The sequence below is a fragment of the Paenibacillus oceani genome, from assembly GCF_014705615.1.
GTDB classification, from domain to species: domain Bacteria; phylum Bacillota; class Bacilli; order Paenibacillales; family NBRC-103111; genus Paenibacillus_AB; species Paenibacillus_AB oceani.
The window spans coordinates 53729-68884 of record NZ_JACXJA010000047.1; the positions used below are offsets into that span (position 1 = coordinate 53729).

Sequence of the window (15156 nt, forward strand, 5' to 3'; positions counted from 1 at the left end):
TACGTGCCCCAGACTTTGCTCATCGCCGCCGCTTATGGCGTCACCGACTGTCTAGGGTCATTATAGTTGTTTCTTCAGCCGCTTTCTTCTGCCGGATTGATTCGGTTTTGCTGCATATTGATATCTCCGATTAGGCCGAATCGGAGTGACAAGCAGGCCATTACCAAAGACTATAGGACCCTGCGCAAGAGGCAGCTTGTTGGTAATAAGATAGAAAAAAAGAGGTACCCCAAAACCATAGCTGGTTGCGGGATACCTCTTTTGGAGCTTTAGTCGATTAATTCGGATTTCTGCAGAAGCCGCCGAACAATAACAGCCGCCTCCGCTTTGGAGATAAACCTGAGGCGCCAACAGGCAGCCGTCTCTGCCGGTCACGATTCCCGATTGCAATCCGGCTGCAACCCTGCTTCTCGCCCATTCCGACACATCCTCTGTATCGATGAATGGCTTCAGCAGCTGCTCCGGATCGGCGGACGCAACCGGTTCGGCTAGACCGGTAAGTTCCATCGCTTTCGCAATCATGACCATCGCTTGTTCCCGTGTGATCTTGTCGTCCGGGCGGAACGAACCGTCTTCGAATCCGCTAATCAGACCGTACCCGTATGCCGTCTGAACCGCATCGCTGTACCACGAAGCTGCATTTACATCTGTAAAGGATGCGCCATCCTTGCCTTGCTCCATTCCCAGCCCCCGGACCATGATAGCGGCAAACTCCGCACGCGTAATATCTTGATCCGGACGAAACCGGTTGCCGCCGACTCCGCTCACGATCAACCGCGACCCCATATCGTTGACCGCAGCTATCGCCCAATGGTTGGCCGCGTCCTCGAACTCCAGCGGATTCCAGATCAGCGCATAGGTGCTGTTGGTCAAGCTGCGGATCACCGCATAATACTTGCCGTCCTTCACCACGATTCGGGTAGGCACGTGACGTACCGTTCCATCCGGGCCGATAACGACTGCCGTAGTGATCTTATTCGGGTCGACGCCGTCAGGCAGGGCAATCTGCCGCTCCACATACGCGTCGAAGGACGATACCGGGATCGAGCTGTCACCATGTACGGCTCTGATCGTATAGTCGATCGGCGGCAGTACCAGATGGAAGCCTCCTTGAGCGGCCGCCGCTTCCACAACTCGCAGCATCTCCGCCGCAGGCTCGGAAATCTCGATCTGAATCCGGATGTCCTCCAGAGCAACCGTCTTCCCGATCCCGGCCGACAGGGCATCGATACCGAGACGTTCCACAGGCAGGATATACGTCGTCCGGCCGGTTCGGATCTCGATTACGGCCTGCCGCTGCTCTAACGTTTTCACCAATTGGCCGTTCAGTTCGCCGATGACCACTCCTGGCTTCCCGTCCACGGATAGGGTGATGATCGGCCGTTGTTCCGTCGTCAGCTTGTTCTCCAGACTTTTCGGATCAAGCGTTATCGTTAGAACGGTCTGACCGTTACGAACCGTAGTCTCTACGATACCCGCCTGTTCCGGCTTGCCGTTGACAAGGATCGTCGCTCCCTTCCCTTTCGGCTCCTCGACCGGAGGCGTAACGGATGTAACGGTCTCCTCCTGAGCCGGACTTTCTTCACTGGAAGACGAAGTCGGCACGACAGCATTGGATGCGGCCGAAAGCGTACCTTCACCTGCGCTATTCAATGCCCGGACCGCAAACGTATAGCTCGTATCGTTGGACAAACCCGTGATCGTAATCGGGCTGGAAGCTCCCGTTACGATACGTCCTCCCGGCGATACGATTACCTCATACCCGGTAATGGCGCTGCCCCCGTCGTCCGTTGGAGGAGTAAAGGTAAGAGTGGCTTGCCCGTCACCGGCAACAGCCTGAACGCCCGTCGGCGCCGCCGGCGTATCCGGGTTCACCTGCTGGGTGACGGTAAACGTCACATTCGTCATACTGTTCGCCATAACGGTAACCGTTGCCGTATACGTGCCTGCCGCCAAACCGTCCTTGGCTTGCACCGTAAAGCTGGTGGACGCTCCGCTATTCAGCGTCGATGCAGGCTGTGTGAGTACAAAATCGCTGCTGTTCCCGCCGCTGAACACCGCACGGAGATTGACCAAATTCGCGTTGCCGGTGTTCGTGATCCCGATCGCTTTGCTCTCCTGCGTGCCGGCGGTATAGCCTTGCTTCAATACCTCAGCCGTCTGGTTGCCAATCGCCTCGATTGTATAGGTCGGTAACGCGTTCACCGTGATGCCGGCCGTCTTCGAATCGGTCGAACCGGCTGCATGCGTCCATGCCGATCCGTTCCACGTTTGCTTCTGAAAGGCCGCAGTCATGGTATGATTGCCGTCTGATCCGGTCGTATAGGAAACCAGATAGCGGTTGGCGTTCAAATAGAACGTTCCGGACGTACCGTCCGTCGACGACCAGCCTGTCGGAATGTAACGTTCGTCGCCGGCCGTCGTTCCCGGCATATCCTGACGATCGCCGGTCGCCTGCAGCATAACCGTCTCTCCTGCCCATACGGTCGTCCGGGAAGCCGTCAAGCTGTTCCCGGCGGCATTCGCCGCTTTCGGAACCGGAATGACCGTGATCTTGACAACGTCGCTCACGGCCGTTTCCGTCTGTCTTCCGGTAGCGCTCGAGTCGGTGTTCGTCACCTTCACATAGAAGTAACCTTCCGCACCGCCCGGCAGATGTCACGATTTTGTCATATGACGATATTATATTTTATGGTAAATTATTTCCTATTACATTTGAACAGAATAGGAACAAAGGGGTTGGTTCTGGTTTGGAGTAGGCACAGCCTAGGAGGAAGGGTCCGAAGCTTCCTTGTTGTTCGTCTCGATCCACTCCCGGAGCTGTTTGCGGACTTGATTTTTCTCGAAATTCGAGATTGTTGCAAATTTACTGTTATTTGTAAATTCAGGCTCAAAAAAAACGACCGCCCGATGCTCATCGAACCCTCGTATTTTATGGATATTCACCAGATTCGTCCGGTCCAGCTTGCGAAATCCGATCGGGACCAGATGCGATTCCAGCGTAATGATTTTCGGAATTAACGGATAGAATGTCCCGTCGATCGTATGAAAAATAACGCTACGATTGTCGCTCTCGACAAAGACAACGTCCTTTATATCCAGATATATGATTTCACCGGCATTCGCGGGATCTTTCGTTACAGGATAGATCATAGATTCGCTCCGTTAAGAGAATTGGCTGCCCGACATGGAGTTGGGCAGCCGATGAAGACTACTATTTCAATTGCTCTGGTACTTCAGGACGGTGAGTTACAGCAGGAGAGGCTGTCTGTACAAAATAAACCGAAATTCTTTCAAGAACAAACGATACTCCTCTTGCAATAATGGACCTCATGACTTCACCTCCCTTCTTAGCGGCAGCAACAAGACCCCTTGCACTATAAACACGATAGCCAGAATTGATGAATGCCATAAAAGATTTGATCCAACAATAAGAACTGAAACAATTTTCATAATTGGGAAATACTTCTCTGGCATTCGTGCATATCCTCGTATATTAGCAGGTGCAAGTATGAAGATAAGCAGAAGGCTAACTGCTGTGCATATCGTTATCCAGTGATCTGACAGAGAGACATGTGGCGGAATCGAAATGATAAGGATTGAAACTACTGTACAAACATTGGCTGACTTAAAATGAAATCCTCCTGACGCCAATCGAAGTAATGTAAATGCCAATACAGAAAACAAAGTTCCGGAAAATTGATTTGTAATCCATCCTATTGTAAGAGAAGCCACAACAGGGAGTGCATAATTAATAACTATGATTAGCCCGTACTTCAAAACTTCGACATGTGCTGTGTTTTGTTCATCGGCCCTTTTGATCTTGTTTGCAATCTTCCCAGCTAAAGCTTCAATCATAAGAAAACTCCTTCTTACGAGCGAAATAGAGCAACAGCATAAGAACTATTGTTGAAACTAGAAATGCTTCTGTACTTTTTGTTGCGAGAAAACTATAAGTTGCGAATTGAATATTACCTAAAATTATCAATACCAGTAACCAGAGATTGATGCCACGAAACTTGACACGTACTAACTCAAAATCCGGGATAAACGAAAATCCGAGCCTACGTTTGTGAACAAACCAGCCTATAAGTAAAGTCACAACTATTGTTGCATTTTGGAGAATCGAAAAATACGGTGTGGATATTAACTCTTGAAAGGTAAGACCCGCACCTTTCATAACAACGATGAACAAAATTTGAATAAAAGCATACCCATTGTAACCATAAGTAGTCATTAGTGCCGCATAGAAAAGATGGACACGAAATACTTGCCATGTACAGATGATTACTAGAGGAAGTTGAATAATAGGCGCCAGCGGACGTAAGTGCAACACGTCAAATAGAACGTAAGAGAGGAATGATAGCAGAACCGAACATAAAATAATTTGACCCCAAAACCCGCGGTACGGAAACTTAAACATCGCAAATGTCAGTATAAACAGAGCAAGCCATTCCAGCGACGAAAAAAGTAGAAACCGCATAACTTCCATATGGACTGCCCCTATCGGAATCATTTCCCATTATATGAATTTATCGTCATGTGAATTCGCTTTCATTATACTCCTTAATCTTCCATTTTTAAAGTTAATTTTTGGTATTTTACTGTCATTTTCATAATAATATTGTCAATATTTTGTCGTCATCGCCTCCTTTGCAGCTACAGAACGCCCAAAAAGACCGGGTACGAAGTCGCAGTTCGACATGTACCCGATCCCAGGGATATTTCGGCTATCTATTTATTTGCTATATACGACCGGAAAATGCTCGCCGGCCAATATCTCTCTCGGCTTCACCTCGACGTACTCGTGCATGACATGACCCGCAGCGGGCTCATACCGGGTATGGCCGGGCATATAATGCACCGCGATCGCTCTTCGCTTCATCTGCGAGCGGTTATGCGGACTGCCGTGCCAGGTCAGGCAGTGGTGGTAGCCGACCTGTCCCTTCTTGATCTCGAACGGAACGGCTTGGATCACGGCGTCCGGGGGCAGCAGCTCCGGCTGCTTATGGTACGGCTTGAACTCCTTCGTGCTGGCCAGATGCTTCATATGATTGCCCCACTTGTGACTTCCCGGCACCATCCACATGCAGCCGTTCTCGATAACGGCATCGTCGAGCGCAACCCAGGCGCTGACAAGATCCGCAGGCTGGATGATCGGCCACAGCGGATGATCCTGATGCCAGCCCGTCGGGCCTCCGGATACCGGCGGCTTATACTGGACCTGATCGTGCCAGATGCGGACCGTACCGGTTTTGCACAGCTGGGCGATTTCCTCCGTAAGCACCGGATGACAAGCATGCCGGAAAAACAAATCGCTCGCCATCCAAATGTTGACGATTTGAACGACTTTCTCGTTGACGCTCATCTTCATGTTATCGTACAGAGACGTCTTCCCGAGCATGTTATGGTTCAGGACAGGGCGCCTGACCGTTTTGCCCTCGATGACCAGGTCCAATTCCTCTCGAAGCCGCTCCACCTCGTCGTCGCTTAGAATGACGGCTCCTTTCAAATAACCGTTCGTTTCAAATTCCGCCAGCTGCGCTTCCGTTAACATCGCTTCCCCACCCGCTTTACATCGAATATCCGTACACGCTAAGCTTATAGCAGAACAGCTCCGGTGTATTTGCAACTGTCCCACCGATCATTTGCAATTATTCCATATTGCCGCCTAACGGGAGGAATCCGCATGAATATTGGGGATCTGTGGAGCACGACGCCAACCGTCAATTTCGCCGCCAGAACGGTTACCGACTCGGCCCAGCAATGGGGACCGCGCCTGATCCCGGACTGCCAGTTTTATTATGTCGTGTCGGGCCGAGCGGATCTGCAGTTGGGACCTGATCCGTATGAGGTGCATCCGGGGGACTGCGTGTTCTACGGCACGGACAGTCCGCATATATTGCGGGCCGACCCGGGAACCGACTATTACAGCCTGCACTTCGCCTGGCATGCCGACTCCCCTTCTCCCGTGCACCCGGCGGGCGGTCTGAGGCACGATGCAGCGCTCGATATGTCGGGCAAGGCGCAGGAGTACGGCGTGTATGCGGAAGGCTTCGGCCATGTGACCGTGCCTCACCGGTTCACCGTTCCCGGCATGCAGCCTCTGCTGCAGCGGATCGTCCACGAATATACGCAGGAGCAGCCTGGCTATCCGTACGTGCTCCGGGCGCTGCTGATGGAGCTGCTGGCCTTTACAATCCGGCATTTCGCCGACCGCAGCCATACTCCGAGGCGGAGCGGCAAGATCGAAGCCGCACTTGGGGCGATGAGAGACCAGCCCGGCAAAAATTGGTCGGTTGCTGAGCTGGCCGGCCTGTGCGGTTACCACCCGAGCCATTTTGCCAAGCTGTTCAGCTCGGAAATCGGGACCAATCCGAAGTCGTACCTGATCAAGGAGCGGCTCAGGCAAACGAAGCAGGCGCTTCTAAGAGGCGAAAAGCTGGAAGCGCTCGCCGATCGGCTCGGCTATACGAGCGTCCACTATTTGAGCAATCACTTTAAACGGGAGACCGGTCTAACGCCAAGCGAATTTAGGCAGCAGGGGGCGAGTATGGGTACGTGAGGGAGGAGATTGAGGCAAGTCGCCTCGGACAATAAGAGGAGCGGAATCGTCCGGAAATCCGGCGGAGGTTGCGGGGTCCTGACGAGATCGGCACGATACGGTGATCGGATGGCGAGGTATACAGCCGGCGGATACGAAAATCCGGGAACGGCCGGCAAAGTTTCGCCAGAGCGCTGACGAACCGGAGCCGGTACCGGTTTCGGTAACAGGAGCAAGAGCAAGAGCACGAACAAGGTATCAGAACAGGAATCAAAATAGGAACCAGAACAGGAACGGCAGCAGCCTGAGCATAGTCGGAGCGGACCTGCCGCTCCGCTCCGGGTTCCATGCTCCAACGAATCTGCCTAAGCCGCAAGCGCGACCCCGATCCTTCCTAAAGTTACCCGAAATGCTCCAGCAGAAAGTCGACCAGTTCGCCGGGGCGCACCGGATCGGCCGTATGGCGAAATACGAACGGAATGCCATACTCGTCATACCGCTGCTTCAGCACGTAACCGTGCATCGGATGGTGAATCACTTCGCCGACAGGCGCTTCCGCCGGAATGCGCGGCAAATCGAACACGAAATCGTAAATCATAACGATCGGGGGCGCCGCCTCTGACATGAAATTAATCGCCGACGCTTCCTCCGCCAGCTTCAGTACGTCCGGACGGTACAGCTCGTCGACCGAAGCAATGCCGTAAAACATCGCGATATTCGGCTGAATATGCGGACCTTCGTATATCCCCTCATAAAACCGCTGGTCCTTGGACACTTGCGTGCCGTATCCGATGAAGGCGCACACGGCCGAGGACGTCCGCTCCACCGGATCTTCGCTGTCCGGCTTCGCGAGATTTCCTTTCAGCGCATTCCACAAGGCGATGTGCCCCCCGGCCGACGAACCGGACGAAGCAATCTTATCCGGGTCGATCTTCCACTCCGCAGCTTTATTCCGGACGAACTGGATCGCCCGCGTACCGTCCTCCATCGGAGCCGGGAACGGATCGGTCGTAATGAACCGATAATTGCACGTGACAACGGAGATTCCGGCCTCCAGACATTCCTTCATAAGAGCCGTCGATAGAAAAACCGACTTGTCTCCGTGCACGTATCCGCCGCCATGGAAGAAAATCAATACCGGAGTCGGCTTGCCGTCTTCGCGCGATACCAGATACGCATCCAGCACGTTTCTCTCAAACGGGCCGTAAGCTACGTCCTTATGCTCTACCACATTCATGAATTCGTTCAACCTTTCGCAAGTTGATAGTCAGGTTCGGAAGGCAACGGGTGGCATGTTCGGACCTGCTCGTCTGCCGTGCCGTTTACCCCCTATATTATAGCAGAGAAAGGAGTTTATTTTCGGAAAAGGGAGAAAAAAAGAACAGTAATTCCTACAGATGAATCGGACGAACAGGGCGATGCGGCGTAAACGACTCTCTTGCGGGCAGACCGGGTTCGGATTCGCTGAAACGAGATGCGTACGGGCAAATTAACGCTCGCCAAAACACATAATAAGAGTTTCTGGCACCTTCTATTTTCAGCTTTTTGGGATGACAGCGGCGAATAGAGGTGGTTTGCCCCTCTTATTTCAGCCAACTGAGGGAGTGTGCACCCTTTTCGCGGATTTTAGAAGGTCCAAACCGCTCTTATTTCCCCATCCACGCACGTTTCGCCCAAAATACGAGATCCGCTCTGGCAGGAACTGCGTGCGGTGAAGGAGCGCCAGGTCTATATTCCGTACAGCGTCGAATGGGACGCTTGGGGCCGCTGGGGCGGGTACGTACGATCCGCGCTTGCGTGGACTATTTTGCGAAGCTTGTGTAGGGGACGAAGTTTTAAACGACAAAACCTCCAAACCCGCCCATTTGTACAAATCCGGATGTTAACAAATTCTGAGCTAAACATATGGCTTTAACAAGCGAAGCTGGCAACTCGCAACGCCTGTTCATCCCATAGGACAAGCTTCTGAAATTGTATCCGGATCTTGTACGGGGTGGGGATGGAGGTTTGTTTCTGGAAAGTGAAGCGTTATTCTTCGATCGGAACTGCTGCTTGTTAACCTCGTGAAACAAGTGCCGCTGCCTTGGCTCCCGCTTCCTGCATCGTGTTCAGCCACGTCGTCGCCATCAGCATATCACCCAGCGTCGTCATATGGACGCCGTCCGTCGTCAGCGCCTTGCCCGTTCCCCGCCGGAGGAAGCTGATAAACGCTTCATGAGTCGGCACCAATACGGCGCCGAACTCGGCGGCCAACCGGTCCACAATAGCTACGTACGGCTGCAGCATCCGGTTGCCTGTGGAGTCGGGAATCTCCTTGATGATCGTAGGCTGCATCAGGATAAGCCGGCTATCGCACTTCTCCTTGACTTGTCGAAGCAGCTCGCGGTACACCGCTTCGAACCGGTCCGGCAGTACTTGCTCCGCATCCGGAGAATCGAGCTGCCGCCACACGTCGTTAATGCCGATCGACACTGACAGCCAGTCGGGTTGATGATCGAGCACGTCCAGCGTCCACCGTTTCTGCAGATCGGTTACCCGGTTGCCGCTCGTCCCCTCGTTGATCACCGTCAAGTTCAGCTCCGGGCAGTTCGTTGCGAAGTAATCGTGGAGCAGCCGCACGTATCCCCCGCCCAGCTTCAGCGGATCGGTTTTTCTTCCTTTATCGGTAATGCTGTCTCCTATAAAGACGATCTTATCGTTGCTGCGAAAATTCATGCGTCTCCCCTTCCTTCATACCGTTAATGAATGTTGAATGAGTATAAGAGGTTGTTCAAAAAGTCCACTTTTGATCACGAAGCAGATCAGGAAGCCCGCTCGAAATCGAATATGGAATTCAGCCGGAACTTCCGGTGCTCACAAAAGCTGCCACTACGCTCCGCTCCTCATTTCCTTGCTTCATCCCATCTTCTCGGTGCTGAAAACCAGACTTTTTGAACTCACACTATAAGTCGTCTTACGCTTTGGCGTAAACCGGACGCGGCAACGAGACATGTTCCCGAATCGCCTGTTCCGTGGCTGCGAGCTGGTTCACCTCAAGCTTGCGTGTCGCCGTAAAGGTTGACGCGTCTTTGCTCCGGCCTGTCAAAGCGATCGGCAAGCCGAGCTGCTGCTGGTAATATTTCGCGTTCACCGGATAGATCTGCAGCTCGATTAACGAAGCGGTGCTTAGAAAAGCTTGAAGCGTTTCGGCTTTTTGCGGTTCGGCGCTCCAATTGCGTGTCAGCCATACGTACAGGTCCGGATGCATATTCGCCATCACGCCGCTGAATCCGGCCGCTCCCAGTCTAAGCGAGGCGAGCAGCGTCGCCGTATTGGCGTTGAACAGTTTCAGGCTGCTGCCTTTGACGGCTTCCAGCTTCGCTTCGATCTCCGTTTCGCTGCACGACGTATCTTTCAGGAACAAAAACCGGCCGGTCGAGGCGCACCAGCTCAGCACCTGAGGGCTCAGCAGTCGTTTGTACGGATACGGGCACTCGTAAAGGCCAAAACTGACACCCGGAACGTTCTCGAGAATCGTCTGGGCGCGGCTGATCCACACCTCGTCGGACTCCTCTTCCTTGGCAAACCGGTTCGTGACGATCACGAACGCATCGATGCCCGTTGCGGCGATTTGCCTGATTTCCTCGATCTGCCCTTCCAGGTCGTCTGAGACGTGCCCCGAGGCGATTACCGGAACCCGGCTACCCGCCTTCTCCTTGACGAACCGGGCCATCTTCACGCGCTCCTCCAGGCTGAGGAAAAACATCTCGCTCGATTGGCATACCGCAAAAAGCCCGTCTACACCTTGGCTGATATACCATTCGATCAGTTGTTCCAATCCGTTGTAATCAACTTGCTTGTCTTCCGTGAAGGGGGTGATCATCGTAGGCCATACTCCGTTTGCGATCTCTTTCAATCTCGTCATCTCCGCTACGTTTTTATTGGGTATCGTTAAGCTTGGAACGCCCGCATCCGGCAATAGGCCGCAGCCCGTCCTGAATACGAGGCATATCGCGCCAGCTTCGGGGGAGGGGAGAAACCGTTCTTAAATAAAGAACAATGTTCACATTAATTCTCAAAGTTGCCGATTAAGTGTTGTAAGAGTTACTCCTATTCGTCCTGACTGCAGTCGGGTCCAAGAATCGTCATATTGGGTGCAGGCTATGGCGGGGTGCTGACTGTCGCCAATCCTATGTCCCCATTCGCTGTTCATCTCTTGGATTAAACGATACAGTTACTCCATTATTCGGCGATCGAGTTCTCATATACAGAACAACGTTCTTCACAATCTATATTAGCTTTTTTCCATTTGTTTATCAATCCCAAATTTCTAACCATGCCCGGCTGCAGACAACCGTCTGTTGTGTCGGAATGAAGGGAGCGCGTCCTCGTGGAACGCATCTGACCAGTAGCGGAGGGCTAAGGAGAGATGGATGGAGGCCAACAGCGCAGCGGATCAAAGCGGCGGGGTGACTAAAAAAAGCGGGTTGTCGGGCATCGACACGCAGCGGATTAGGTGATCTGGTGATATGGTGATCTGTAGTCCGTAGTCCGTAGTCTGTAGTCTGTCGTTCGGGCCTCATTTTACTTGGGCGCGACCATTCTAAAAAGGAGCTGAGAATCATATAGTCCGTCCACCAGAAGCTGCTACATGACTAATGGAGTCACTCCTCAAGCAACCTGCACCTGGTGAGATTCAAATTTACGCTTGTTCCGCGCTCGATCTGCTAGGTCGATACTTCATAATAGACAATACAACCAACCAATCGCTCCAAGTCCCTCATTTCAAGTAGACCTACCTTATATATGAAAAGGCTGAGCGTTGAAGGAAAGGCAAGATGGAGCCAAAGTAGTTGCCTGCACGAAGCCAAATGCGCAGGGGCAGGACGCATACATGGAACCTGCATAAACGGCTGCTTTTTTGTGAGCCGGGCATGTTCAGCCTCGCTGAAATCGTATCCGTGCTGGCTGTGCAACCAAATAAGAGCTTTTAGTATCCTCTATATTCGGGTTATGAAGAGGATGGATGGGAATAGAAGCGGTTTGTACCTCTTATTTCAACCAACTGGGCGCGTTATCACCATTTTCGCGGATTATTAGAGCTTCTAACATCTCTTATTCATCCGTCCAAGCAGGTTTTGAGCAAAAAAGAGGGTACGAACCACCCTTATCCGCTTCGTGGTTACATGGAACTGCCGGGCCATTGTCTTTATCCTGCTATGTAACTATCAGGACCGTCACGTATGCGCTTACATATGGAGTTAGCTATCAAATTCTTAAAGGAAGCTGGTTACTCGGGTTTGGGTTTGGGTTTGGGTTTGGGTTTGGGTTTGGGTTTGGGTTTGGGTTTGGGTTTGGGTTTGGGTTTGGGTTTGGGTTTGGGTTTGGGTTGCACTCTCGGCTCTCGGCTCTCGGCTCTCGGCTCTCGGCTCTCGGCTCTCGGCTCTCGGCTCTCGGCTCTCAATTTTCCGCTCCTGGTTCGCACGATGGAATACATCCTAACTGCCGTCGACCGGCGAAATTCCCGGAATATGCCTGCCGTCTGCTGCGCACAACACCAATAAAGCCTTGCCCCAGCATTAGCTGGAACAAGGCTTTCCCGCACCGCACACGGCGCCCGTTCATCCGCCCGCAGCCATCCTTGGATGATCCGCACTGGCGATGCCTACCTTTCACGTTCGACACGTTCCGATTCGCTCCATCTTTTCACGCTCACACATTATGGACGGCCTCCCCGTTCGTGCAAAAAACGACCGATTCGGCGTACCGCCTCCGCGAGCCGTTCCTCTTCCTGTACGAGCGCAATCCGGACAAAGCCTTGTCCCAACTCGCCGAACGCGTCTCCCGGAATAACGACAACGCCTGCGGAAAGCAGCATTTCCCGGGAAATTTGTCGAGATGTCCAGCCTGCCGGAATCGGCGCCCAGATGAACATTGTCGCTTTTGGCTTCGGCACATCCCAGCCTACAGAGCGAAGACCCTCTACCATAATATCCCGTCTCCGCTCGTAAACGGAAGCGACCTCCCAGCCGGAACCCGAGGCATGGTCGTCGAGCGCTGCAATACCCGCTTCCTGAACCGCTGCGAACACGCCGTAATCGATATTCGACTTCAACGTGCGCAGCGCCTGTACCGCCTCCTTGTTGCCGACAAGAAAAGCGAGGCGGCAGCCGGCCATGTTGAAGCTTTTCGACATCGAATGGAATTCGACGGCGATATCTTTGGCGCCGGGAACTTCCAACACGCTTCGCGGCCGAAAACCGTCGAACGCCATCTCGGAATACGCCGCATCGTGCACGATCAGCAGATCGCGCCGTCTCGCATACTCGACAAGCTCCTCGAAAAACGCGAAATCCGCCACCGCCGCCAGCGGATTGCCCGGATAATTAAGCAGAATGAACTTGGCGCACGCCGCCGTCTCCTCCGGAATCTCGTTCAGACGCGGGAGGAAGCCGTTGTCCGCGCGAAGCGGCAGCAAATAAGGCGTCACACCGGCGAGCACAAGAGAAGCCGAATAGATCGGGTAGCCCGGGTCCGGCACAATCGCCACATCGCCCGGATCGGCGACAGCCATCGCCAGATGCGCCAAACCGTCCTGAGACCCCATCAGCGTTGTCACTTCCGACTCGGGATCGAGCCGGACCCCGAACCGGTAGTCGTACCATCGGGAGACGGCGCTCCGGAACGCCAGCGACCCTTCCGAGGTCGGATAACCGTAGTTGCCGGGATTCGAGGCCGCCTTCGCCAACGCTTCCATCACTCGCGCGGAGGGAGGCCTGTCCGGGCTGCCGATACCGAGATCGATAATATCAAGTCCTTTGCCGGCCGCTTCCTGCTTCCATTCCGCCACTTCCGAAAAAATAGCCGACCCGAGTAACTGCAGCCGGCTTGATCCGATTCGTTTCATATTCCCAACCCCAAACTTAGTAGCTGTTGCATCATTCCGCAGTGAGACCTGCTGTTAATCAGACCCCGATACATCGGGCAGATCGCTCCAAAACGAAGTAACGTTCCCCGGCGAAACTTCGCCACAATGAATAATTACACAAACCGAAGAGATACGACAAGGGACCGGCTGAATCCTTTATGACGTTTACCGTTTACTTTCTTAACGATTGGAAGAAGCCGCCTTCGGAAGCCATCAAATTTTGCACCAGATCGAGCATAACGAACAACGCGATCGCCAAAGCACCGTATCCGAGGCCGAATTTCCAGCGTACCGCATTCGGCACTTTGTAGTAATTCTCATTCTCGTGAGGCTCGTAGTCGATCTGGTAGCGGAGCACCACCATCTTGGGCGACTGCCGCCAGCGCCGTTCGACCTTTAACCCGGTAACGGACCGGATCAGTCCCTGCTCAAGCATTTTCACAGGCTTCACGGCGCCTGCTTCTTCCCACTCGATCTCGACCCACAGCTTCCCCTCCATATCTGAGTAGGCGCGGTAAGGAAGCTCTACGTTTTCCCGGAACGGCTTCAGCATCCAATCTTCGCCCGGGATTTCCTCGTACGGCACTTCGATCTTTCCCCAGACCGAATAGTCCGCCGTCCTGCCCCGGTACATCACATACTTCGAGAACAAGTCCCATACGAACAGCAGCCATAGGAAAAAAAACAAATATGACCGCAAATAAATAACGACAAACAAGCCGCCGGCCGCCCCTGCTACCCAAAGCCACCTGGTTACTGTGGAAGCGATGCGTCCGCCGTCCAGCGGATGGATCGGCAGCAGATTGATCAGGTTCAGCGTAAACCCGATATACGCAATCGCATAAAACATCGCATGACCCGACACCAGCCCGATCAGAAACGACACAAACGCTCCGATCGTACCGAGCAGCGGGCCTCCCATCGCCACATAGGCTTCCGTCTCCGCATCGCGGGGATTGCGCTTCAGCATGATCAGCGCGCCCAGAAACGGGATAAAAAAAGGAGCGGTCACCGGAATCCCCTTCTGCCGGGCGGCCACCACATGACCGAGCTCATGGACGAGCACCATAATCGTCACGCCCAGCGCAAACTCCCATTGATAAAACCAAGTGTAGATTGCCGTAGCGACGGCCATGCTGAGCAAAGCCCCGCTTTTCTTCCCGAGCTGCAAAAACCGAAGCAGCGCTTTGATTCGTGCGAGCAAAAACGTACCGACCGCCCCCGGCGCCCGGCGTATGCTCCAATTTTGTTTCGTCTGTCGCTTCAACGAGCCGCCCCCTTTTCTCTCTCTTATACGCGGTTCCAGACACGCTCGTATTCGTCTTCTTTGTAACCGACCGTTACATGCTCCCCGTCGTAAATGATCGGACGTTTGATCAGCCGGCCGTTCGAGGCGAGCAGCGCAATCATCTCTTCCTCGTTCATTCCCGGCAGCTTGTCCTTCAGGTTCATTTCCTTGTACACTTCTCCGGACGTATTAAAAAACTTCTTTAAAGGAAGCCCGCTTTTGCCGATCATCTCGGTCAGCCGTTCCGCCGAAGGCGCCGTCTCGAAAATATTGACGACTTCGTCCGGCTCTGCACCTTTGTTCCGGAGCGATTTCAAAGCGTCCCGGCACGTTCCGCATTTCGGGTACAAATAGGCGGTTATCCGTGTACTCATCAGTCTTTCCCCTTCCAGTCTCAAATAGCCTTTCTAATTATAC

13 protein-coding genes are annotated in these 15156 nt (G+C 53.3%); 1 reads left to right on the forward strand and 12 read right to left on the reverse strand.

Annotated elements, in window-relative coordinates; translation table 11 throughout:
* Nucleotides 1-60: 60 nt before the first annotated feature.
* The 6 genes from IDH45_RS27815 to IDH45_RS27840 form a co-directional block, all read right to left on the reverse strand.
* Nucleotides 61-2625 (reverse strand): S-layer homology domain-containing protein, encoded by a 2565-nt coding sequence (locus IDH45_RS27815; RefSeq protein ID WP_190931417.1) that lies wholly within the window; start codon nucleotides 2623-2625, stop codon nucleotides 61-63.
* A gap of 141 nt (nucleotides 2626-2766) precedes the next feature.
* Nucleotides 2767-3153 carry a LytTR family transcriptional regulator DNA-binding domain-containing protein gene (locus tag IDH45_RS27820; RefSeq protein ID WP_190931418.1) on the reverse strand — a complete coding sequence of 129 codons (387 nt, stop codon included), beginning with the start codon at nucleotides 3151-3153 and terminating at the stop codon, nucleotides 2767-2769.
* 61 nt (nucleotides 3154-3214) lie between these two features.
* The gene (locus IDH45_RS35125) at nucleotides 3215-3412 is read right to left on the reverse strand and encodes a cyclic lactone autoinducer peptide (RefSeq protein ID WP_317891305.1); all 198 of its coding nucleotides are present in this window, start codon (nucleotides 3410-3412) and stop codon (nucleotides 3215-3217) included.
* A complete protein-coding gene (locus tag IDH45_RS27830) occupies nucleotides 3331-3858 on the reverse strand; it encodes an accessory gene regulator ArgB-like protein (protein ID WP_190931420.1) in 528 nt (175 codons plus the stop codon). The genes IDH45_RS35125 and IDH45_RS27830 overlap by 82 nt, the downstream gene beginning before the upstream one ends.
* The gene (locus tag IDH45_RS27835) at nucleotides 3851-4492 is read right to left on the reverse strand and encodes a hypothetical protein (protein ID WP_190931421.1); all 642 of its coding nucleotides are present in this window, start codon (nucleotides 4490-4492) and stop codon (nucleotides 3851-3853) included. The genes IDH45_RS27830 and IDH45_RS27835 overlap by 8 nt, the downstream gene beginning before the upstream one ends.
* Before the next feature lie 246 nt (nucleotides 4493-4738).
* Nucleotides 4739-5557, reverse strand: a complete 819-nt coding sequence (locus IDH45_RS27840; protein ID WP_190931422.1) for a phytanoyl-CoA dioxygenase family protein — start codon at nucleotides 5555-5557, stop codon at nucleotides 4739-4741.
* 132 nt (nucleotides 5558-5689) lie between these two features.
* Here IDH45_RS27840 and IDH45_RS27845 point away from each other — a divergent pair, with 132 nt between their 5' ends.
* Nucleotides 5690-6565, forward strand: coding sequence for a helix-turn-helix transcriptional regulator (locus IDH45_RS27845; RefSeq protein ID WP_190931423.1), 876 nt, complete (start codon nucleotides 5690-5692; stop codon nucleotides 6563-6565).
* A 379-nt stretch (nucleotides 6566-6944) separates the two neighbouring features.
* Here the strand turns inward: IDH45_RS27845 and IDH45_RS27850 are convergent, their stop codons facing one another.
* The 6 genes from IDH45_RS27850 to IDH45_RS27875 all read right to left on the reverse strand — a co-directional run bounded on the left by IDH45_RS27850 (nucleotide 6945) and on the right by IDH45_RS27875 (nucleotide 15113).
* On the reverse strand, nucleotides 6945-7781 hold the full coding sequence (locus tag IDH45_RS27850; RefSeq protein WP_190931424.1) for an alpha/beta hydrolase: 837 nt from the start codon (nucleotides 7779-7781) through the stop codon (nucleotides 6945-6947).
* An 818-nt stretch (nucleotides 7782-8599) separates the two neighbouring features.
* Nucleotides 8600-9259 (reverse strand): SGNH/GDSL hydrolase family protein, encoded by a 660-nt coding sequence (locus IDH45_RS27855; protein ID WP_190931425.1) that lies wholly within the window; start codon nucleotides 9257-9259, stop codon nucleotides 8600-8602.
* Between the two features lie 238 nt (nucleotides 9260-9497).
* Nucleotides 9498-10439 (reverse strand): dihydrodipicolinate synthase family protein, encoded by a 942-nt coding sequence (locus IDH45_RS27860; RefSeq protein ID WP_223837015.1) that lies wholly within the window; start codon nucleotides 10437-10439, stop codon nucleotides 9498-9500.
* Between the two features lie 1803 nt (nucleotides 10440-12242).
* On the reverse strand, nucleotides 12243-13430 hold the full coding sequence (locus tag IDH45_RS27865) for an aminotransferase class I/II-fold pyridoxal phosphate-dependent enzyme (protein ID WP_190931427.1): 1188 nt from the start codon (nucleotides 13428-13430) through the stop codon (nucleotides 12243-12245).
* Nucleotides 13431-13623: 193 nt separating this feature from the next.
* The gene (locus IDH45_RS27870; protein ID WP_190931428.1) at nucleotides 13624-14718 is read right to left on the reverse strand and encodes a site-2 protease family protein; all 1095 of its coding nucleotides are present in this window, start codon (nucleotides 14716-14718) and stop codon (nucleotides 13624-13626) included.
* 23 nt (nucleotides 14719-14741) lie between these two features.
* On the reverse strand, nucleotides 14742-15113 hold the full coding sequence (locus tag IDH45_RS27875) for an arsenate reductase family protein (RefSeq protein ID WP_190931429.1): 372 nt from the start codon (nucleotides 15111-15113) through the stop codon (nucleotides 14742-14744).
* Nucleotides 15114-15156: the final 43 nt, after the last annotated feature.

What these genes read in the sequence shown, in the direction of transcription:
- IDH45_RS27865 (WP_190931427.1), bottom strand. Translation starts at nt 13,430, where the DNA reads ATGAAACGAATCGGATCAAGCCGGCTGCAGTTACTCGGGTCGGCTATT.
- IDH45_RS27850 (WP_190931424.1), bottom strand. Translation starts at nt 7,781, where the DNA reads ATGAATGTGGTAGAGCATAAGGACGTAGCTTACGGCCCGTTTGAGAGA.
- IDH45_RS27875 (WP_190931429.1), bottom strand. Translation starts at nt 15,113, where the DNA reads ATGAGTACACGGATAACCGCCTATTTGTACCCGAAATGCGGAACGTGC.
- IDH45_RS27840 (WP_190931422.1), bottom strand. Translation starts at nt 5,557, where the DNA reads ATGTTAACGGAAGCGCAGCTGGCGGAATTTGAAACGAACGGTTATTTG.
- IDH45_RS27835 (WP_190931421.1), bottom strand. Translation starts at nt 4,492, where the DNA reads ATGGAAGTTATGCGGTTTCTACTTTTTTCGTCGCTGGAATGGCTTGCT.
- IDH45_RS27845 (WP_190931423.1), top strand. Translation starts at nt 5,690, where the DNA reads ATGAATATTGGGGATCTGTGGAGCACGACGCCAACCGTCAATTTCGCC.
- IDH45_RS35125 (WP_317891305.1), bottom strand. Translation starts at nt 3,412, where the DNA reads ATGGCATTCATCAATTCTGGCTATCGTGTTTATAGTGCAAGGGGTCTT.
- IDH45_RS27830 (WP_190931420.1), bottom strand. Translation starts at nt 3,858, where the DNA reads ATGATTGAAGCTTTAGCTGGGAAGATTGCAAACAAGATCAAAAGGGCC.
- IDH45_RS27820 (WP_190931418.1), bottom strand. Translation starts at nt 3,153, where the DNA reads ATGATCTATCCTGTAACGAAAGATCCCGCGAATGCCGGTGAAATCATA.
- IDH45_RS27855 (WP_190931425.1), bottom strand. Translation starts at nt 9,259, where the DNA reads ATGAATTTTCGCAGCAACGATAAGATCGTCTTTATAGGAGACAGCATT.